We start from the raw sequence: 19,392 nt of genomic DNA on the forward strand, positions 1-19,392 counted from the left end.
AAGACGATGACCTACAAGAACTTCACCGTCGAGACAGACGCGGACGGCATCGCGCTGGTCACCTGGGACATGCCCGGCAAGTCGATGAACGTCTTCACCGAGGAAGTGCTGGCCGAGCTCGACGCCATCGTTGACGCGACGGTCGCCGATGCCGCCGTCAAGGGTGTCGTCTTCACCTCCGGCAAGTCCTCCTTCTCCGGCGGCGCCGATCTTTCGATGATCAAGTCGATGTTCGGCCTATACCAGGCGGAAAAGGCGAAAGACCCGCTTTCGGCGGCTCAAAAGCTCTTCGATCTCGTCGGCGGGATGACCGGTCTCTTCCGCAAGATCGAAACCTGCGGCAAGCCCTGGGTCTCGGCCATCAACGGTACCTGCATGGGCGGTGCGTTCGAGCTGTCGCTTGCCTGCCACGGCCGCGTTGCCTCCAATGCCAAGTCGGTAAAGATCGCGTTGCCGGAGATCAAGGTCGGCATCTTTCCGGGTGCCGGCGGCACGCAACGTATCTCGCGGCTTACCGATGCCCAGTCCGCCCTGCAGATGATGACGACCGGCCAGAGCCTGACGGCGTCGCGCGCCAAGGCGATGAACCTCGTCCATCAGGTCGTCGAGCCGGATCAGTTGGTGCCCGCCGCAAAGCAGATGGTCAAGGATGGGTTGAAGCCGATCGCCCCCTGGGACGAGAAGGGCTTCAAGGCGCCCGGCGGCGGCATCTGGACGCCGGCAGCAGCGCAGCTCTGGCCCGCTGCCCCCGCCATCCTGCGCCGCGAGACGGCCGGCAATTATCCCGCGGCTCTTGCCATTCTGAAATGCGTCTACGAGGGCCTGCAACTGCCCTTCGACACGGCGCTCAAGGTCGAGCAGCGTTACTTCACGGAGGTCCTGCAGACCCGCGAAGCCTTCGCCATGATCCGCTCGCTCTTCATCTCCATGCAGGAGCTCGGCAAGGGCGCCCGGCGCCCGGCTGGCGTGCCGAAGACAGAACTCAAGAAGGTGGGCGTCGTCGGCGCCGGCTTCATGGGTGCCTCGATCGCCTATGTCACCGCGGCCGCCGGCATCCCCGTCACCCTGATCGACCGAGATCTCGAAACCGCGGCGAAGGGCAAGGCGACCGGTGAGGGGCTGGTCAAGGATTCAATCGGTAAGGGTCGATTTACGCAGCAGGAGGGTGAAGACCTGCTCGCCCGCATCACTCCCTCTGCCGATTACGCCGATCTTGCGGATGCCGACCTCGTCATCGAAGCCGTCTTCGAGGATCGCGACGTCAAGAAGGCCGTCATCGAGGCGGTGGAGAAGGTGTTGCCGGAAGGGGCGATCTTCGCCTCCAACACCTCGACCCTGCCGATCACCGGCCTTGCGAAGAATTCGAAGCGCCCGGCCGATTTCATCGGCATCCACTTCTTCTCCCCCGTCGAGAAGATGATGCTGACCGAAGTCATCCTCGGCAAGAAGACCGGCGACAGGGCGCTCGCCGTTGCGCTCGACTATGTCGCGGCCATCAAGAAGACGCCGATCGTCGTCAACGACACCCGCGGCTTCTTTGTCAATCGCTGCGTGCTGCGCTATATGTCGGAAGCCTACGACATGCTGATCGAGGGCGTGCCGCCGGCCATGATCGAGAACGCTGCCAAGATGGCCGGCATGCCGGTCGGGCCGCTTGCGCTGAACGACGAGGTCGCTCTCGATCTGTCGCTCAAGATCCTCAAGGCTACCGTCGCCGATCTGGGCGAGAAGGCCGTCGACCCGCGCCACATGAAGCTGATCTCCCGGATGGTGGAAAAGGAAGGTCGCTTCGGACGCAAGAATTCCAAGGGCTTCTATGATTATCCGCCGAAACCGGCCAAGAAGACGCTTTGGCCGGAATTGAAGACTTTCTATCCGCAGAAGCCTGCAGAGGAGGTCGATGTGAATGTGCTGAAGCAGCGCTTCCTTGCCACCATCGCGCTGGAGGCCGCCCGCACCGTGGAGGAAGGCATCGTCACCGATCCGCGTGAGGCCGATGTCGGTTCTATCCTCGGCTTCGGCTTCGCGCCCTATACCGGCGGCGTGCTCTCCTACATCGACGGCATGGGAGCGGGCAAGTTCGTGGACCTCTGCAATACGTTGGCAAAGACTTACGGAATGCACTTCAAGCCGACAGCGCTTCTGAAGGATATGGCCGCCAAGGGCGAGACCTTCTACGGACGGTTCGATCCCTACGCCGGCGCGAAGGAGGCGGCGTAAACCGCTCCTGACCGCTGGCAGGTTGCCTTGCGCCGGCGCGGCCAAATTTCGTCGGGCGTGAGGGGCTGGGCGGTTCGCTCACTCCCGTGCGCGCATGGTTGCGGCGTATTCGCTGGGCGGGCAGCCCACCCTGTGGCTGAAGGCGGTGCTGAACGCGCTGGCAGACTTGTAGCCGATCTTGAACGCGATCTCCTCCAATGTGCCGCGCCCGTGCCGCAGCGCATCCTTCGCGAGCGCCATCCGCCAGCCAAGCAGATACTCGACCGGTGCGGACCCCACTGCCTGGGAAAACCGCCGCGCGAAGACGGCACGCGACATTCCGGCGTGCCGGGCAAGTTCTTCGACGGTCCATCCACGGGCGACATCGGCATGCATGTTCGCAAGTGCCTTGGCCAGCTTGGAGTCGCCTAGGCCGCCCAATACGCCGCGATGCGGCAAGGACGACTCCGTCTCGCGGCGCAGCGTCTCAATGAGCATCACCTCGATAAGGCGGGAGAGCACCGCATTGCGTCCGGGGCGCGCTTCACCGGCTTCCTCGCGGATGATGTGAACGAGCGAACGCAGTCTGGTGGCCGCATCGTCGGAAGCGCGCAGGTGGATGTAGCGGGGGAGCAACTCGACGAGCAGTTCGGCGTTTGCAGGATCGCAGACGATCAGCCCACCCACGATTCTGGTTGTAGGCCTGTCGCCCGGACCACCGATCCGCACCTCGCCATCCACGGAATGGATGGCCTTGAAGGCTTCGTCGGAAAGCACCGTCTCCGCGGTCGGCTCGCTGAGGAAAGCGTCGGCCGTCGGCCTGGCCGAAAGCACGAAGTCCCCCTCCCGCAGGTCGAGCAGGGTGCCCTCGCACCCCTGAAACAGACAGCTTCCCTCTGTCACGAAGTAGAAGACCGGGCCCGGTTGAGGCGGCACGCGGATTCCCCAGCGCCCGGAGGCCGCCATCCTGCCAAGCAGGACGGTCTGGGGTCGAAGCAGTTGAATGATGTCGGTCAAGGCGTCCATTGAGACGATCCGTAACAAAATGGAGACAAATCATTATAGATCAACTGTGCCGGGCAGCCTAGTCATTCTCCATCACGAAACGGAGACAAGACATGACGAAAACCGTCCTCATCACCGGATGCTCTTCCGGACTAGGCAAATCCGCCGCGAGGTTCTTTGCCTCCCGGGGCTGGAATGTTGTCGCGACAATGCGAAGGCCACAGCCGGACCTTGCAAGCGAACATCCCGATCGCATCCTTGTCCAGGCGCTCGATGTGTCCGATCCTGCCAGCGTTGAAGCAGCCTTTGACGCGGCCACAAGGCGCTTCGGCGATCTTCATGCGGTCGTCAACAATGCAGGCATCACCATGGTCTCGATTTTCGAAGCGACGCCCGAGAGTGCCGTCCGACAGATCTTCGAGACCAACGTCTTCGGCGTGATGAATGTCGTTCGCGAGGCGGTGCCGCGGCTGAGGAAGCAGGGGGGAGGAACGATCGTCAATGTCACCTCGGGCGTCGGTATCGCGGCCATGCCACTGCTTTCCCTGTATGTCGCCTCCAAGCAGGCCGTTGAAGGACTTTCGGAATCCCTGTCCTATGAGCTGGAGTCCCAGAAGATTCGCATGAAAATCGTGGAGTCGGGCGCAATCCGCACCACCAATTTCACCGCAAGCGGCATGGCATTGTCGCAGCAGGCGCCCGTACCGGAGAGCTACAAGGACTATTTTAATCACGCGCTGCAGTCGATGCTCGACTATCCCTTTCCTTCGACCGAAGAGCAGGCGGTGGTCGAAACGGTCTACCGCGCGGCAACCGATCCCTCGAACCGCCTGCGCTATATTGTGGGACCCGATGTCGAAGAATACGCCCGGCTGCGCTGGTCGACATCGGAGGATGAATATCGCGCCGAGATGAGCCGCCTTACCGGGCAGGCGACCTGGCGCGAAATGGCCGAATGACGTCACGACCAGGCGCGGGTAGGGCATCGACGCGGAGAGACACAAGTGCCGACCGCGCGGCACGTTTCTCGTCATGAAAAACTTAGCCCTTGCGCTAAGTGTTTCGGCGTGATACTTAGCTTTATGGATAAGTATTCCGAGCAGCTCAACAGCGTTTTCCTCGCACTTGCGGATCCCACCCGCCGTGCCGTCATCGGGCGGCTCGGCCGGGGCCCGGCCAGCATTACCGATCTCGCACGGCCCTTCGAGATGGCCTTGCCTTCCTTCATGAAGCATATCCACGTGCTGGAGGAGACCGGTCTCATCGAGACGAGGAAGCAGGGCCGCGTGCGCACCTGCACGCTGGAGAAAAAACGCTTCGCCCTGGTTGAAGGCTGGCTTTCCGCCCAGCGCGCGATTTGGGAGGCCCGTACCGACCGGCTCGAGGCGTTCGTCACGAACGGCCAGTCAAAGGAGGAGGAAGAGCAATGATAGGACAGGTCAACCCGGAACTCGATCTCACCATCTCGCGCATCATCAAGGCGCCGCGATCTGCCGTCTGGAACGCCTGGACCGTCCCGGCGAGCTTCGAGAAGTGGTGGATTCCCGAACCGGCACGCTGCCGTGTTGCGGTAATGGATCTGCAGCCCGGCGGCGCCTTCGAGACCGAAATGAGCGAAGATGGCGGCGCCTTCCAGCCCCATCTCAGCGGCTGTTTCCTGGCGGTCGACGACAGCAGCCGCATCGTCTTCACCAATGCCTTGCTCGGCGGCTGGCGGCCTGCGCCGGATCCCTTCATCACCGCCGTGATCACCTTCACCGACCATCCGGAGGGCACAGATTACAGCGCGCATGTGATGCACAAGGACAATGCCACCCGCAACATGCATGCGGAGATGGGCTTTTATGATGGATGGGGCACGGTCGCGGCCCAGCTTGCAAAGCTCGTCGAGGGATAGGGGAGGCGCATTGTGCGTTACGCCAACGCCCGGCAGTATGGCCGGGCGTTGGCGATGTTGCGATGAGCCTCAGGCGGCGCCTTCGACAGTTCTCAGTCCGGCGCGGAGCGCGAGCAGTCCGGCTCCGATGAGAAGGGCGACAATCGCTGCGTATATGTCGGCGGTATAGGTGAAGCCGACGGCGCCGACCAGGAAGCCCGCGCCGATGGCCGGCAGGCTGAATGCGAGGTAGCTCTGGATGTAGAAGGCGGATAGCAGGCCGGCGCGCTCCTCCGGCCGTGCGAGCGGCATGATGCTGCGCAGGCTGCCGAGGAAGTTGGCACCGAGCCCCGAGCCTGCCACAAGCGTGCCGGCAACGAGCAGCGGCACGGAGGCCACATGCACGGCGATGATGACGAGGGCGATGCCGGCGATCAGCATCGGGGCACCGAACGAAAGCGCGCCGGCCCCGCTCCTCTTGCGCAACAGGTAGACGGTTGCTGCACCGCTGATCGTGAGCGCCGCAACGACCGAGCCGCCTGTCAGTGGTGCCTTGCTCCCGGTGATGGTGCTGACGAGCGAGGGAACGAGGGAAAGGTAGAAGCCGGCGAGCGCCCATCCGCCGATATTGATCGGCGTGATCGAGAGCAGGCTGCGCCTCGCCTGCGACGGCACGGCGACTTCCGGCCGGAGCGAATTGAGGAGCCCGGGCCGAGGCTTCGTCGTTTCCGGCGTCTTCCAGATGATGAGCGCCTGAACGATGGCCACCACGAAAACGATGGCATAGACGAGTTGAGTGGGCGCCGGTGCATATTGCACGAGTGCGCTGGTGCCGAGTGCTCCGATCGCCATGCCGCTGAGAGGCGCGATGCTGTTGATCACGGGGCCACGTGCCTGGTCCAGATCGACGAGCGCGGCACCCATCGAGGCACCGGCGATGCCGGTTGCAAGCCCCTGCACGATCCGCGCCGCAATCAGCCAATTCGGCCCGTCGGCCGCGATGAAGAGCGCCATCGCCGCCAGTTGCCCGATCAGCGAGACGAAAATGACCGGCCGGCGTCCGAGATGGTCGGAAATTGATCCCGCGATCAGGAGGGCCAGAAGCAGGCTGAAAGCGTAGGCGCTGAAGATGATGGTGATGAGGACCGGCGAAAAGGCGAAGGCCTGCTGGTAGAGCCGATAGAGGGGCGTAGGGGCGGAGGAAGCTGCAAAGAAGGTGCCGAGCGTCGCTGCGTGAAAGGCCAGTGCCGCAGGTCCACCCGCTCGCGGTGGTGGATTCGTTATGGATTTCATGGTGGCAGACATATATGAAATACCTTAAAGCTAAGAGATTGCGTTAATGGCTTTTAGCCGCGAATGCCGCTAAAAGCAAATATTTTGCGTTAAGCCAGAAAATTGCGTGCAAGCTGGCGCGATGCGACAGGAAGGAAGGACTGGGTTAGCCTCATGATTGCGAAGGAGAATATTCGTCCCGGTGGCCGCAGCGCACGCGTTCAGTCATCCGTGCACAAGGCGGTGCGTGAACTGCTGAAGGAGATGGACCGGTCCGACCTGACGATCCCATTGGTCGCAACGCGGGCAGGCGTCACGCCCTCGACGATCTATCGCCGTTGGGGCGATCTGCAGGAACTGTTGGGCGACGTTGCAGTCGAAAGGCTTCAGCCGGATGGGGAGCCGCTCGATACCGGCACGGGCAGATCCGATCTGCGGGCGTGGGTCGAGCAATTCGTCGATGAGATGTCGTCAGCGCCGGGCCGCGCTCTGGTCCGCGATGTGCTGGCGACCCCCGATGCGACCAACGCCGGCAAATGCTGCTCCTTTACGAAGCAGCAACTGGCGATCATCGCAAAAAGGGCGGAAGCGCGGGGCGAGCCCTTTGCCGACGTCGATGTCCTGATGGACTACGTCGTGGCGCCCATCATGTACCGCATTCTTTTCGACGACGTGCCGGCGCCGGCGCATTATCACGCGCTGATCGATGTGGTGATGCCGGAACAGCCGCAACGGACCGGACTTCAAGTTGCAGCCGCAGTAGGCTCCGCCGCCAGATGATTCTGTTTGCGAAGGCGCCGCTCTGCACGTAGGCTGCGCGCAACAGGCAAATGCGTTGTATTGTCTGGGGGTTGCGTCGCAAGTGTCCCTCAGCCGCGCTTGCCGGAAGAGGGCAAAGATGTCGGCAGGCTTCGCAATGCTTCGTTTCTTTTCGCGGCTGCGGAGGTGTTTGTGCCTCCTTGCCCCGGTCATGCTCCTGCTTGCCGTTTGGCCGGCGCCTGTCCTGGCCCAGACCGCACCGGCGACCAATGCCAAGGTGGACGAATTCGTCAAGCTGCTTGCCGATCCCGAGGTGAGGGACTGGCTGCAGGCGCAATACAAGACTGCGTCGCCGCCCGCGCCCGAGAATGCGGCCCCTTCGGCCGATGGGTCGGCTGTTTCGCTGTTCGCGTCCACGCTCCGCCGCCATCTGCAGTCGATGATAGCGGCCGCCCCCACCTTGCCGACCCAGGCCATGCGCGCCTCCGATATCATCGCTGTCGAGTTCGAGGAGCGGGGATCGTTCGAGATCCTCGGCCTTATCGCGGGTTTCATCCTGGTCGGTCTCGGTCTCGACTGGGTCGCCTACCGGATGACCGGCAGCTTCAGGCATTGGCTGAATTCCCAGTCCTGGTCTTCGCCGCATGGCCGGGCACGGGCGCTCCTCGGTCGCGTAGCCTATGCGGCGATCATGCTGCTCCTCTTCACGCTCGGCAGCGCGGGCCTGTTCCTCAGTTTCGAATGGCCGCCGCTGCTGCGCGAAGTCGTCATTGCATATCTGATTGCCGCGGTGATCACGCGGGGCAGTTTGATGCTGGGCCGGGCGCTGCTGATCCCGCCCAGCGTGCCCCTTACCCATGCCCAGGAGTTCCGTGTCCTTCCGATGAGCGACGAGAGTGCAGCCCATTGGTACCGCTGGATCGCGATCAATGTCGCCTGGTTCGCCGTCGTGGGGGCAACCTTCACGTTGTTGCCGACCTTCGGATTCGATGTCGATGCCCGTCGGCTGCTCAGCCTCCCTGTGGGTTTCGTGCAGCTCGTCCTCGTCGAACTTGCCATATGGCTTCGGCCGGCACCGGCCCAAAACGGCACCGAGCATTTCAACGGGCCGAAGGTCTGGTTGCTGTCTGCCTATTTCGTCGTGCTCTGGCTGCTTTGGTTGATCGCCCCGCTGGTCTTCCGCTTCGCGGTCGCAGCTTTCCTATTGCCGGCGATCATCATCATCTCCCACCGGGCAGTCTACTTTCTGCTGCGGGCACCGGAGCCGCCTTCCACCGAGAAGCCGGTAACGCCGGTACTCCTGGCGGTCATAGATCGCGGCATCAGGGTTGCCTTGATCGTCGGCGTCGTTGCCCTCGTCGCACATCTTTCCGGCGTTGACACATCCATGATGGCCGCGAGCGAGACCATGGCCGCCCGCCTGCTGCGTGGCGGGGTCAAGGCGCTGGTGATCCTGCTTGCCGCCGATTTCGGATGGTGCCTTATCAAGGCGCTGATCGCGCGCAAGCTTACCGAGGGTACCGAGACCCACGTGGGTGATGTCGAAGAAGGCCACAGTCAGGTTTCGGCTCACCACGCGCGACTGAGAACCTTGTTGCCGATTTTCCAGAACATGCTCTTTGCGGTGATCCTGGTGATCGCGATCCTCATGGTCCTGTCGTCGCTGGGGATCGAGATCGGGCCGCTGATCGCCGGTGCCGGCGTTGTCGGCGTTGCGATCGGCTTCGGCGCGCAGACTTTGGTGAAGGACATTATCTCGGGCGTCTTCTTCCTGCTCGACGATGCCTTCCGCGTCGGCGAATATATCGTCAGCGGCAGCTACAAGGGCACTGTCGAAGCCTTCAGCCTGCGTTCCGTCAAGCTCAGGCACCATCGCGGGCCACTCTTCACTGTCCCCTTCGGCGAATTGGGCGCCGTGCAGAACCTCAGCCGCGACTGGGTCATCGACAAGTTCAGCATCAAGGTCGATTACAAGACCGACATCGACCAGGCGCGCAAGCTCGTGAAAAAGATCGGCCAGGACCTCGCGGCCGATCCCGAATTTGCGGCCGATATCATCGAACCGCTGAAGATGCAGGGCGTCGAGAATTTCGGCGATTACGGCATCGAGCTGCGCGTCAAGATGAAGACGAAGCCGGGTGGCCAGTTCGTGCTCAGGCGCAAGGCACTCGTCGCGATCAAGCGGGCCTTCGAGGAAAACGGCATCGAGATCCCCTATCCGACCGTGCACGTCCGGGAGGGGGAAAATCCGATGGCGGCGGCTGCAAGGCTGATGTCGGTTCCCAAGGACCTGCCGCGCGAAGCCGGCTGATGACGCGTTGATGCGGCAGGCCGCCGTGTTTCACTCCGCGGCGGCACGCCGCTGGCCCGAAATCTGCGTGATGAAGGCACGTAGCGCCGCCGGGCGTACCGGCTTGTGCTGCAGGGCGATGCCGTGACTTTCCGCCTCCGCGCGCACCTCCGGCGTCCTGTCGGCCGTAATCAGCAGCGCGGGAATATCGCCGCCGAACCTCTCCCGAAGGCTCAGGATCGCTTCGATCCCGGTGCCGTCGCCGAGGTGGTAATCGGCGATGATGAGGTCCGGAAACGCCCCTCGCGCCTCGAAGGCGACGGCCGAGGCGAGAGAATCAAGCGTCTCGGCCTCGCATCCCCAGCCGGCGATGAGAAGCTTCATGCCCTCGAGGATCTTCGGCTCGTTGTCGATGCACAATACCCTGAGGCCTCCCAGGGCTTTTTCGCTCCTGTCGCCTACGCTGCCGGTCGCCGGTTCTGCCTGAAGGGGCTGCGTGAGGTCGATCGGCACCGAAATGCGGAAGTCGCTGCCCTTGCCGGGGGTGGAGCGCAGTTCTACCGGGTGGTTCAGGACCCTTGCGATACGATCGACGATCGAGAGGCCGAGGCCTAGGCCCGATGCCGTCTTCGCGCCTTCGTCGAGCCGGGCGAATTCCTTGAAGACCGTGCGGAATTTCGATGACGGAATGCCGATCCCGGAATCCATGACCTGGATGACGACACGGTTGCCACGCCGCCGCGCGCCGACGAGCACCTTGCCGGTAATGGTGTACTTGATTGCGTTGGAGACGAGGTTCTGCACGAGCCGCCGCAGCAGGTTGGGGTCTGAACGCAGCCGCAGCGAGGTCGGCATGACGACGAGCTTGAGGTCCTTTGCGCGTGCGATCGGCGCGAAATCGGTCTCGATGCGCTCCAGCAGTCCGGAAAGCGCGATCGAGCTGACGCGAGGCTTCATGGCGCCGGTATCGAGCCGGGATATGTCGAGCACGGCTCCCAGAATGGTTTCCACCGATTCGAGCGCGGAATCGATGTTGCGCACCATGGTGCTGTTTTCCGAATGGCCGATCCTCTCGACGAGCGCCGACGAGTAGAGCCGTGCCGCGTTCAGCGGCTGCAGAATGTCGTGGCCTGCCGCGGCGAAGAAGCGCGTCTTGCCGATATTCGCTTCGTCAGCGGCGGCGCGCGCTTCGGCAAGCGCGTGGTTGACCCGCGTCAGCTCGGCGGTGCGTTCTGCGACACGCTGCTCCAACGTCTCGTTCGCCTGCTTCAGGGCCAGGTCGGCCTCGACGCGATGGGTGACGTCGGTGAAGGTCGCGACGATGCCCTTGTCGGGCATGGCATTGGAACGCACTTCGATGATGCGTTCGCCTCCGCGCAGGGCGAGCGAAAATGGTTTGTCGAGCGTCAGGAGATGGCTGACCAGCTGATCGTCCTCGCGGGCGGGAAGGTCGCCTCGGTCGTTCAGGATTGCTGCGATGTCCGCGAGCGGAAAGCCCACTCGCCCGACATGCTCCGGCAGGTCGAGAAGCTGGCGAAAACGCCTGTTCCAGATCGTCAGCTGGTTCGAGGAGTCGAAGACGGCGATGCCTTGGTCCATCTGCGAGAGTGCCGTCTGCAGCATGTCCTGATTGTATTGCAGCGCTTCGCTTGCCTGATCGAGCAGCCAGGCCGTGTCGGCCGAGGCATCCTCCATCTTCTGCATGATAAGTGAGAGGACGAGGCGCGCCGAGGATGAGCCGATCGCGCTGCCGAGCAGCTGTTCGGAAAAGTGGATGAGCGCCATGTCAGCCGGCTGCTCGTCGAGAAGCTTTCGCCCGGCGCCCTGTTCGTAGCTCGCGAACGAGCGTTGCATGCGCTCCTCGCCGAGATAGCGCGAGATGGTGGCCTTGAGGTCGCCGACCGTGACGCCGGTCTTCCATCCGCGGGTGGCGAACTGCGAGCGCGAATGACGCTTTACGAAGATGCCGGCCTGGATGCGTTCGAGCGGGCGGGCATTGCGCGTCAGCGTTCCGACGATGAAGGCCGCTGTGTTGACGAGCAGGCTGAGCGCCGTTGCGTTGACGAGCGGGTCCGCCTCCGGACCGCTGAAGACGCTGGCACCGGGAAAGATGAAGCCGAGAACCGCCGCCGCGACATGCGAGTAGTCGGGTCCACCAAGGCTCGGCAGGAAGAGCAGGTAGACCCACACCACGAAACCGGAGGTTAGCCCCATGATCGCGCCTCTGGCGTTCGCTCGCCGCCAGACGAGCCCACCGAACAAGGCCGGCGCCATCTGGGCGATCGCAGCGAAGGAAAGCAGGCCGATAGAGGCAAGCCCGGTCGAGCTGTCCGTGGAGCGGTAGTAGGCATAGCCGAGCAACAGCACGGCGAAGATCGCGCTGCGGCGGATATGCAGGATCGTCTTTGCGAAATCGTCGCGCTGGCCGCCGCGACCGATGAGCTTCTGGCGCAGGAATATCGGCATGATGATGTCGTTCGACACCATGATCGAAAGTGCGACCGAGGCGACGATCACCATGGCAGTCGCTGCGGAGAAGCCGCCGATAAAGGTGATGAGCGAGATGACAGGCATCTGTCCGACGAGCGGCAGCGAAAGCACGTAGAGATCGGCATTGCCCGTGCCGCCGAATGTAAGGATGCCGCTTACAGCGAAGGGCAGCACGAAGATGTTGATGGCGATCAGGTAGAGCGGCAGCAGCAATCCGGCGAGGCGCAGTTCGTTGGGCGTGCGGTTTTCGACGACGGTGACATGGAATTGCCGCGGCAGCATGATGATCGCGAAGGCCGAAAGCACGATCAGGGTGATCCACCGGCTGATCGGCGTATGGTAGCTGAGCGCCGACGTGACGAGTTCGTTTTCGGCCGCCTGCCGCCAGAGGTCCGCTGGCCCGTCGAACAGCAGCCAGACGACGCAGATGCCGGCGGTCACGAACGCGAAGAGCTTGACGAGCGATTCCATCGCGATCGCCAGGATGAGCCCGTCTTGGTGCTCCGTCGCGTCGGTGTGGCGCGTGCCGAACATCACCGCGAAGCAGGCAAGGATGAGGGTGACGATCAGCGGCAGGTCGAAGAAGTAGAGATTGCCGCTGCCGATCCCGTAGTCGGAGGGGTTCACCATTGCAGTGACCGTGCTCGACACCGCCTTCAGTTGAAGCGCGATGTAGGGGATGGCGCCAACGAGGGAGATAAGGGCGACGATGGTGGCGACTGCGGAATTCTTGCCGTAGCGAGCCGCGATGAAATCGGCGACGGACGTGAGCTTTTCGGCCTTGGCGAGCTCGATGATGCGGCGAAGCACCGGCATGCCGAGCGTGAAGACCAGGATCGGGCCGATGTATATGCCGATGAATTCGAGCCCCTTCTGCGAGGCGAGCCCCACGCTGCCGAAATAGGTCCAGGAGGTGCAGTAGATTGCCAGGCTAAGGGCATAGACCACCGGACGGCCACGATTCGGCGCACCCGCCTTCCGGCTCTTGCGGTCGCCATAGCTTGCAACTGCAAAGAGCAGCAGCAGATAGCCAAGCGACGAAGTGAGTATGACCCAGCCGGGAAGCATTGACCCTCCATACGTGCCGCGGCAATGGATTGCGCAACGGCATGAGCTTAGGTCAAATCCGCCGCTTTGAACATCGGCCGGGGTATTGGCCTATAGTCAAAGACGAAGTGCCCGACCGATTGCGATTTGAATTTTTTCCAATTGCGAATTGAATCTTCGTTCCAAAGATGTAGCTAATGAAATCAAGGGCCTGTTCATCGCAACGCATCAGAGGGAGACGGATCGGATGCTCAACGAATTTAAAGCCTTTATCGCCCGCGGCAACGTTATGGACCTCGCGGTCGGTGTCATCATCGGCGGCGCATTCGGAGGGATCGTCAAATCGCTGGTCGACGACATCATCATGCCCATCGTCGGCGCGATCTTCGGTGGCTTCGACTTCTCGAACTACTTCCTGCCACTGAGCGCCAACGTGAACGCGACATCGCTCGCAGCCGCGCGCGCCCAGGGCGCGGTCTTCGCCTATGGCAACTTCCTCACGGTCGTCATCAACTTCCTGATCCTCGCCTGGATCATTTTCCTGATGATCAAGGGGGTAAATACGCTGCGGAAGCAGATCGAGAAGAAGGAGGAGAAGGCGGCAGAGGCCGCTCCGCCGCCGGCAGATGTGCTGCTGCTGACGGAAATCCGCGATCTGCTGGCGGGACGACCGGCGGCCTGACGCTTCCAATGAGGCTTGCCGCTCGCGGGCGAGCCTCATCCATCACCGGAATCGATCTGTCTCTAAGCTAAAATGATGGGATTTGCGGCTGGAATTCATCTATGAAAGCCAAAACCCGGAGATATGAATGTCGATTCTGAAGAGTCTGAGCCCCCGAGCGCTTGCGGCGCCGGAAAGCGGCATCGTCGAACTCGTAAATTATGCTCGAGGACGCGAGGGGCTCCTGCCGCTGTGGGTGGGCGAGGGCGACACGCCGACGCCGGATTTCATCAGCCGGGCAGCCATGGAGGCGCTTGGCGCGGGGGAAACCTTCTACACCTGGCAGCGCGGCATTCCGGAACTGCGGCAAGCGCTTGCCGACTACTACGCCCGACATTTCGGCACGACGCTGCCACCGGAGCATTTTTACGTCACGGGCTCGGGCATGCAGGCCATCCAACTCGGGCTGCAGGCCATCACCTCGCCCGGTGACGAGATGGTCTATCTGACGCCGGCCTGGCCAAACATTTCCGCGGCTCTCGAAATTGCGGGCGGCCGGCGCGTAGGGGTCCCGTTGCGTTTCGAGGGCGGAAAGTGGGCGCTTGATGCCGAGCGGCTTGCCGCGGCGATTACGTCGAGGACGCGGGCGCTCTTCGTCAACACGCCATCCAACCCGACGGGCTGGACAGCAACCCGGCAGGATCTTGCGGACATTCTCGCGCTTGCACGGCGGCATGACCTGTGGATCATGGCGGACGAGATCTACGCACTCTACTATTTCTCCGGTGGCCATCGCGCGCCGTCCTTCCTCGACGTGATGGAGCCCGGCGACAAGGTCATCTTCGTCAATTCCTTTTCCAAGAACTGGTCGATGACAGGCTGGCGTGTCGGCTGGATCGTGGCGCCCCCGGAGACCGGTCAGATCCTGGAGAACCTGGTGCAGTATTCGACCTCCGGCGTCCCTCAGTTCACCCAGAGGGGAGCGGTCGCCGCGCTGGACCACGGCGACGCCTTCATTCAATCGAACGTCGAGAAGGCTCTGCGTTCGCGTGATATCCTCTGCGACGCGTTGATCGAGACGAACCGCGTCGAAACGCTGAAGCCCGACGGCGCGCTCTACGCCTTCCTGAAGATCGACGGCGTGACCGACAGCCGCCGCGCGGCACTCGACATCGTCGACAAGACGGGCGTGGGCCTGGCACCCGGAACGGCATTCGGTGAGGGCGGCGAACTCTTCCTGCGTGCCTGCTTCCTGCGCGATCCCACCCAGGTCACCACCGCCGCCGAACGCCTGTGCGACTACATTCTCAGCCGCTGAAACTGGGCTTCGGCACCTCGCATGGGCAGACCGATAAAACTTTAGCCGATCGAAAAATGCCCACCTAACCATAGATCCAAACTTCCCGTTGGAAATGCTCGCGGGAAGCCCTTCGATAAGAAATTCTGAAACAAGCCCGGCGCCAATGGTCCCTGTGGAATGCGTAGGGGACTGGGACGATGGCAGTATTGGTGACGGGGGGCGCAGGCTATATCGGCAGCCACATGGTGTGGGCGCTGCTGGAGGCCGGCGAGGACGTGGTCGTGATCGACCGGCTTTCGACCGGTTCGCGCTGGGCTGTCGCTCCCGACGCACGTTTCTATCTCGGCGACATCGGCAACCAGTCGCTGCTGCAGAAGATCTTCGCAGAGAACGAGATCGAATCCGTCATCCACTTTGCCGGTTCGACGGTGGTGCCGGCTTCCATCGCTGATCCGCTGGCTTACTACGAGAACAATACCGGCAAGACGCAGATCCTGATGAATACGGCGATCCGCGCCGGCATTCGCTTCTTCGTCTTCTCCTCGACTGCGGCCGTCTATGGCCCTCAGAAGAGCACGAAGCCGGTAAAGGAAAGCGCCCCGCTCAATCCGGAAAACCCCTACGGCCAGTCGAAGCTGATGTCCGAGCTGATGCTGCGCGACGCGGCCGCGGCCCATGACTTCCGCTACGCCGCACTGCGTTATTTCAATGTCGCAGGGGCCGATCCGCGCGGTCGCGCCGGCCAGTCGACGCAGGGGGCGACGCATCTGATCAAAGTCGCCTGCGAGGCGGCGCTGGGCAAGCGCGATGCCGTCACCGTCTACGGCATCGACTATCCGACCCATGACGGAACGGGCGTGCGTGACTACATCCACGTCAGCGATCTCGTCGACGCGCATCTGAAGGCGCTGCGCTACCTGCGCAGGGGCGGCAGTTCGCTCGTGGCGAATTGCGGCTATGGCGCCGGTTACTCGGTTCTCGACGTCCTCAACATGGTGACGCGCCTCCACGGCAGGTCCTTCAGGATCAGCATGGCCGCAAGGCGCCCGGGCGACGCTGTCAGCATCGTTGCAGACGCCTCGCTTGCGCGCCACGTCCTGGAATGGACGCCGCGATATGACGATCTGGAGACCATCGTGCGGACATCGCTCGACTGGGAAGCCCATCTGGCGAGCAGGGGCGCAGCGGACCTGCACGTGGTCGGCAGGGCGCTCGCGCAGGCTGCCCTATGATGTTCCCCGGCCATGACGCTCTCGGGCGGTCGTTTGCGGCCGCAAATGCCGGCACATAAGGAAAAATCAAGCTTTCTATGGCTTCCATAAGCGCGGGGAAAAGGGAACCATGAAAAGCTTTCTGGCGGGTCTGCATCTTCAAAGGGACAATCCGACATTCTTGATGGCGCAGTACCGTGCGCTGTCCTCGCAGATTCCCGTCCTTTATGTCCTCCTTGTCATCAACGCGCTTGCCGTTGCGATCACGCATATCGGCACCGCGCCGCAGTGGCTGGCCCTCTATATTCCCGTCTCCCTGAGCATCATCTGTCTCTTCCGCCTGTGCTGGTGGGAACTGCAGGGCAAGCGGGTAACCGATCCCGCGACGGTCTACGTGATCATGCGGCGTACCACCGTGCTTGCCGTCGTGTTGTCGTTCGCCTTCGGCGCCTGGGCGGTCGCGCTTTACCGCTATGGCGATGCCTACCAGCAGGGCCAGATCGCCTATTTCCTCGTCGTCACCGGCACATCCTGCATTTTCTGCCTGATGCATCTGCCGATGGCAGCGATTGCGACAACCGCGGTCTGCTTCTCGACCATGGTCGCGACTTTCATGTTTTCCGGCAACGCCGTCTTCGTGGCGACCGCGACGAGCGTCATCTTCCTTTCTGTTCCCTTCGTGCGCGTGATCAACAGCTACTTCCAGAATTTCTCCGGTCTCGTGCATCTCGCCGAGGAGCTCAAGAAGAAGCAGGCCGAAGCTGAAGAGCTCAATGTCGTCAACAGCACGAACGCACTTCATGACCAGCTGACGGGCCTTGCCAACCGGCGCAGCTTCTTCGTCGAATTGCAGGCCATGTTGGCGGAAAGGCCGGAGGAACCGCCCATCGTGGGCCTGATCGACCTTGATGGCTTCAAGCCGGTCAACGACCTTTTCGGCCATTCCGCCGGCGACCATGTGCTGAAGGAAACCGCTGCCCGCTTCCTGCATCTTGTTGGTGAGGACGGTCTGGTCGCCCGCCTTGGCGGCGACGAATTCGGTCTCATCCTTCCGCGCGGACTGGAGCGTCGGCAGGTGGCGGATCTCGGCATTGCCCTTTGCAGCGCCGTGCGCGAACCCTATGACATCCCGGGCGGCTCGGTACGCGTTTCCGGCTCCTGCGGGATCGTCTATCCGGAGAAGCGCCGGCACACCGCCGAAGAGCTCTACGAGAAGGCGGACTTCGCCCTCTACCAGGTCAAGAGCAAGCGAAACGGAAGCGTCGAGTTCTTCTCACCGGATCACGAAAAGATCCTCTCGCAGCGGCACGTGATCGAACTCGAGCTGCAGGCGAACGACTTCGGCAAGGAGCTTTCCCTCGAATACCAGCCGGTCGTCGACCTTTCGAGCGGCCGTGTCGTTGCCTTCGAGGCGCTTGCCCGCTGGGACAGCGCCCGTCTCGGCCGCATCAGCCCCGATGCCTTCATCCCTGCCGCCGAACGCACGGCGATGATCGGCAAGATGACGCGCATCCTCTTCGCGCAGGCGCTTGAGGCTCTTGCCGTCATGCCGGCGCAACTGAGGCTCTCGTTCAATCTCTCCGCGCGTGACGTCTGTGACCACGAGACCTCGATGGCGCTGATCGCCATGGTGAGCCGGGCCGGCGTCGACCCCCACAGGATCGAGTTCGAGATCACCGAGACCGCACTGCTTTCGGATTTCGACACGGCCTATGACGTCATCGGCGTGCTGCGGGCGGCCGGCATCTCGATCGCCCTCGACGACTTCGGCACCGGCTATTCAAGCCTCAGCCATATCCACAGGCTGGAATTCGACAAGCTGAAGATCGACAAGGGTTTCGTCATGAAATTCGATCGTGAGCCGCGCTGCGTAAGTATCACGCGCTCGGTTGCAAGCCTCTGCCAGAATCTCGGCATCGCGGCCGTGGCCGAGGGCGTCGAAAGTGCGGAGATTGCCGAGGCGCTACGCCGCATGGGCGTCCAGCTGGCGCAGGGCTACCATTTCTCCAGGCCGCTTCCGCTTGGCGAGGCGATCGCCTTCGCGGCTGGGCGGGATCGCACGGCCATCGGCCGACGCTCCCTCCGAGCCTGATTGCGCGCCACCGCCTTGCGCCCGTCGTCAATTGGCCGATAGTTCACTGGATCGGTGAAACATGCCGGTCTATGCATTGTTCGGCAGAAGGCATAGCGGGTGGAATATGCAGGATGACGCAACGGGCATGAGCGAGGTGATCGTCGAGCGGCGCGGGGCTGCAGGCGTCATCCGGCTAAATCGACCGAGGGCACTGAACAGCCTGACAACCGCGATGGTGCGGGAGATGGCGGGCGCTCTCGAGCGCTTCGCGGCCGACCCAGGCATCGCGAGCGTCGTCGTCCTGGGCGAGGGGGATCGCGGGCTCTGCGCCGGCGGTGACATCCGCGTCCTGCACGAGAGCGGCCGGGCGGGCACTGGAGAGGCTGAAACCTTCTGGCGCGAGGAATTCCACCTCGACCACGCCATCTCAGGTTATCCGAAGCCCTACGTCGTGTTCATGGACGGCATTACCATGGGCGGCGGGGTCGGCATTTCCGCCCATGGCAGTCATCGCATCGTGACCGAGCGCACGCGGCTCGCAATGCCGGAGACCGGTATCGGCTATTTCCCCGACATAGGTGCGACCTGGCTTCTACCGCGAGCGCGTGGCGAAACAGGAACATGGATGGGCCTCACGGGCCTCGACATCAATGCGGCCGATGCGCTCCATGCAGGGCTCGCCGACTATTGCGTTTCCGCCAGCACCTTTCCCGAGATTCTCAAGGCGATAGGCGAGTTGCCCGCAACGGCCTCGCCGAGGCAGGTCAACGCCGCCATCACGGCATTCGCGGCCGTGCCAGGTGAAAGCGCGCTCGCCGCACATGCCGAACTGATCGACCGCGCATTCCGCTTCGACAGCGTCGAGGAAATCCTGGCTGCCCTCGCAAGGGAGAAGGGGGACTTTGCCGCGAGGACCCGCGCGACTATCGAAAGCCGGTCGCCGACAAGCCTGAAATTGACATTGAGACTGCTGAGAGCTGGCCGAGAAAGCCGCTCGCTTGCTGAATGCCTGGAGCGCGAGTTGGGGGCCTGCATGCAGATCCTCCACAATCCCGATTTCTTCGAAGGCGTGCGGGCTGCAGTCATCGACAAGGATCGGAACCCGAAATGGGTGCCGGCGCGGATAGAGGATGTCAGCGACGCGATGATCGAACGCTTCTTCAGGAAGCCCGAGCCTCCGCTTTTTCCTTGAGCTCGGGATCGGCGAG

The 19,392-nt window shown here is 62.7% G+C and carries 14 protein-coding genes; 11 read left to right on the plus strand and 3 right to left on the minus strand.

Features of this window, described 5'->3' with window-relative positions:
- Positions 1-6: 6 nt before the first annotated feature.
- Entirely contained in the window at positions 7-2,220 is a 2,214-nt protein-coding gene (locus EV286_RS00425) for a 3-hydroxyacyl-CoA dehydrogenase NAD-binding domain-containing protein (protein WP_132955027.1), read from the plus strand.
- Positions 2,221-2,298: 78 nt separating this feature from the next.
- Here the strand turns inward: EV286_RS00425 and EV286_RS00430 are convergent, their stop codons facing one another.
- Entirely contained in the window at positions 2,299-3,225 is a 927-nt protein-coding gene (locus tag EV286_RS00430; protein WP_132955028.1) for an AraC family transcriptional regulator, read from the minus strand.
- 92 nt (positions 3,226-3,317) lie between these two features.
- On the opposite strand from EV286_RS00430, the gene EV286_RS00435 reads away from it, so the two are divergent.
- From EV286_RS00435 to EV286_RS00445, 3 genes are all read left to right on the plus strand, one after another.
- Complete coding sequence (locus EV286_RS00435; RefSeq protein WP_132955029.1) at positions 3,318-4,163, plus strand: SDR family oxidoreductase; 846 nt, start codon at positions 3,318-3,320, stop codon at positions 4,161-4,163.
- Between the two features lie 123 nt (positions 4,164-4,286).
- Positions 4,287-4,634 (plus strand): metalloregulator ArsR/SmtB family transcription factor, encoded by a 348-nt coding sequence (locus EV286_RS00440; RefSeq protein WP_132955030.1) that lies wholly within the window; start codon positions 4,287-4,289, stop codon positions 4,632-4,634.
- On the plus strand, positions 4,631-5,101 hold the full coding sequence (locus EV286_RS00445; RefSeq protein WP_132955031.1) for an SRPBCC family protein: 471 nt from the start codon (positions 4,631-4,633) through the stop codon (positions 5,099-5,101). The genes EV286_RS00440 and EV286_RS00445 overlap by 4 nt, the downstream gene beginning before the upstream one ends.
- 69 nt (positions 5,102-5,170) lie before the next feature.
- Here EV286_RS00445 and EV286_RS00450 read toward each other — a convergent pair whose 3' ends face one another.
- Positions 5,171-6,373 (minus strand): MFS transporter, encoded by a 1,203-nt coding sequence (locus EV286_RS00450; protein ID WP_132955032.1) that lies wholly within the window; start codon positions 6,371-6,373, stop codon positions 5,171-5,173.
- 153 nt (positions 6,374-6,526) lie between these two features.
- Between EV286_RS00450 and EV286_RS00455 the strand changes: the two genes are divergently transcribed.
- Positions 6,527-7,132 carry a TetR/AcrR family transcriptional regulator gene (locus EV286_RS00455; protein WP_132955033.1) on the plus strand — a complete coding sequence of 202 codons (606 nt, stop codon included), beginning with the start codon at positions 6,527-6,529 and terminating at the stop codon, positions 7,130-7,132.
- Positions 7,133-7,250: 118 nt separating this feature from the next.
- Complete coding sequence (locus tag EV286_RS00460; RefSeq protein WP_132955034.1) at positions 7,251-9,422, plus strand: mechanosensitive ion channel family protein; 2,172 nt, start codon at positions 7,251-7,253, stop codon at positions 9,420-9,422.
- Between the two features lie 30 nt (positions 9,423-9,452).
- Here EV286_RS00460 and EV286_RS00465 read toward each other — a convergent pair whose 3' ends face one another.
- The gene (locus tag EV286_RS00465; RefSeq protein WP_132955035.1) at positions 9,453-12,959 is read right to left on the minus strand and encodes a PAS domain-containing hybrid sensor histidine kinase/response regulator; all 3,507 of its coding nucleotides are present in this window, start codon (positions 12,957-12,959) and stop codon (positions 9,453-9,455) included.
- 226 nt (positions 12,960-13,185) lie between these two features.
- On the opposite strand from EV286_RS00465, the gene mscL reads away from it, so the two are divergent.
- The 5 genes from mscL (at position 13,186) to EV286_RS00490 (ending at position 19,376) form a co-directional block, all read left to right on the plus strand.
- Entirely contained in the window at positions 13,186-13,620 is a 435-nt protein-coding gene (gene mscL / locus EV286_RS00470; RefSeq protein WP_132955036.1) for a large conductance mechanosensitive channel protein MscL, read from the plus strand.
- Positions 13,621-13,747: 127 nt separating this feature from the next.
- Positions 13,748-14,917, plus strand: a complete 1,170-nt coding sequence (locus EV286_RS00475) for a pyridoxal phosphate-dependent aminotransferase (protein WP_132955037.1) — start codon at positions 13,748-13,750, stop codon at positions 14,915-14,917.
- A gap of 179 nt (positions 14,918-15,096) precedes the next feature.
- A complete protein-coding gene (gene galE / locus EV286_RS00480; RefSeq protein ID WP_132955038.1) occupies positions 15,097-16,131 on the plus strand; it encodes a UDP-glucose 4-epimerase GalE in 1,035 nt (344 codons plus the stop codon).
- A gap of 109 nt (positions 16,132-16,240) precedes the next feature.
- Complete coding sequence (locus EV286_RS00485) at positions 16,241-18,202, plus strand: EAL domain-containing protein (protein WP_132955039.1); 1,962 nt, start codon at positions 16,241-16,243, stop codon at positions 18,200-18,202.
- 106 nt (positions 18,203-18,308) lie between these two features.
- A complete protein-coding gene (locus EV286_RS00490; RefSeq protein WP_132955040.1) occupies positions 18,309-19,376 on the plus strand; it encodes an enoyl-CoA hydratase/isomerase family protein in 1,068 nt (355 codons plus the stop codon).
- The last annotated feature ends 16 nt before the right edge of the window (positions 19,377-19,392 follow it).

The sequence above is a fragment of the Rhizobium sp. BK251 genome, from assembly GCF_004345245.1.
Taxonomy (GTDB): domain Bacteria; phylum Pseudomonadota; class Alphaproteobacteria; order Rhizobiales; family Rhizobiaceae; genus Rhizobium.

Excerpts from the sequence above, each read along its gene's own strand:
- EV286_RS00425 (WP_132955027.1), top strand. The coding sequence starts at position 7 with ATGACCTACAAGAACTTCACCGTCGAGACAGACGCGGACGGCATCGCG.
- EV286_RS00430 (WP_132955028.1), bottom strand. The coding sequence starts at position 3,225 with ATGGACGCCTTGACCGACATCATTCAACTGCTTCGACCCCAGACCGTC.
- EV286_RS00435 (WP_132955029.1), top strand. The coding sequence starts at position 3,318 with ATGACGAAAACCGTCCTCATCACCGGATGCTCTTCCGGACTAGGCAAA.
- EV286_RS00440 (WP_132955030.1), top strand. The coding sequence starts at position 4,287 with ATGGATAAGTATTCCGAGCAGCTCAACAGCGTTTTCCTCGCACTTGCG.
- EV286_RS00445 (WP_132955031.1), top strand. The coding sequence starts at position 4,631 with ATGATAGGACAGGTCAACCCGGAACTCGATCTCACCATCTCGCGCATC.
- EV286_RS00450 (WP_132955032.1), bottom strand. The coding sequence starts at position 6,373 with ATGAAATCCATAACGAATCCACCACCGCGAGCGGGTGGACCTGCGGCA.
- EV286_RS00455 (WP_132955033.1), top strand. The coding sequence starts at position 6,527 with ATGATTGCGAAGGAGAATATTCGTCCCGGTGGCCGCAGCGCACGCGTT.
- EV286_RS00460 (WP_132955034.1), top strand. The coding sequence starts at position 7,251 with ATGTCGGCAGGCTTCGCAATGCTTCGTTTCTTTTCGCGGCTGCGGAGG.
- EV286_RS00465 (WP_132955035.1), bottom strand. The coding sequence starts at position 12,959 with ATGCTTCCCGGCTGGGTCATACTCACTTCGTCGCTTGGCTATCTGCTG.
- mscL (WP_132955036.1), top strand. The coding sequence starts at position 13,186 with ATGCTCAACGAATTTAAAGCCTTTATCGCCCGCGGCAACGTTATGGAC.
- EV286_RS00475 (WP_132955037.1), top strand. The coding sequence starts at position 13,748 with ATGTCGATTCTGAAGAGTCTGAGCCCCCGAGCGCTTGCGGCGCCGGAA.
- galE (WP_132955038.1), top strand. The coding sequence starts at position 15,097 with ATGGCAGTATTGGTGACGGGGGGCGCAGGCTATATCGGCAGCCACATG.
- EV286_RS00485 (WP_132955039.1), top strand. The coding sequence starts at position 16,241 with ATGAAAAGCTTTCTGGCGGGTCTGCATCTTCAAAGGGACAATCCGACA.
- EV286_RS00490 (WP_132955040.1), top strand. The coding sequence starts at position 18,309 with ATGCAGGATGACGCAACGGGCATGAGCGAGGTGATCGTCGAGCGGCGC.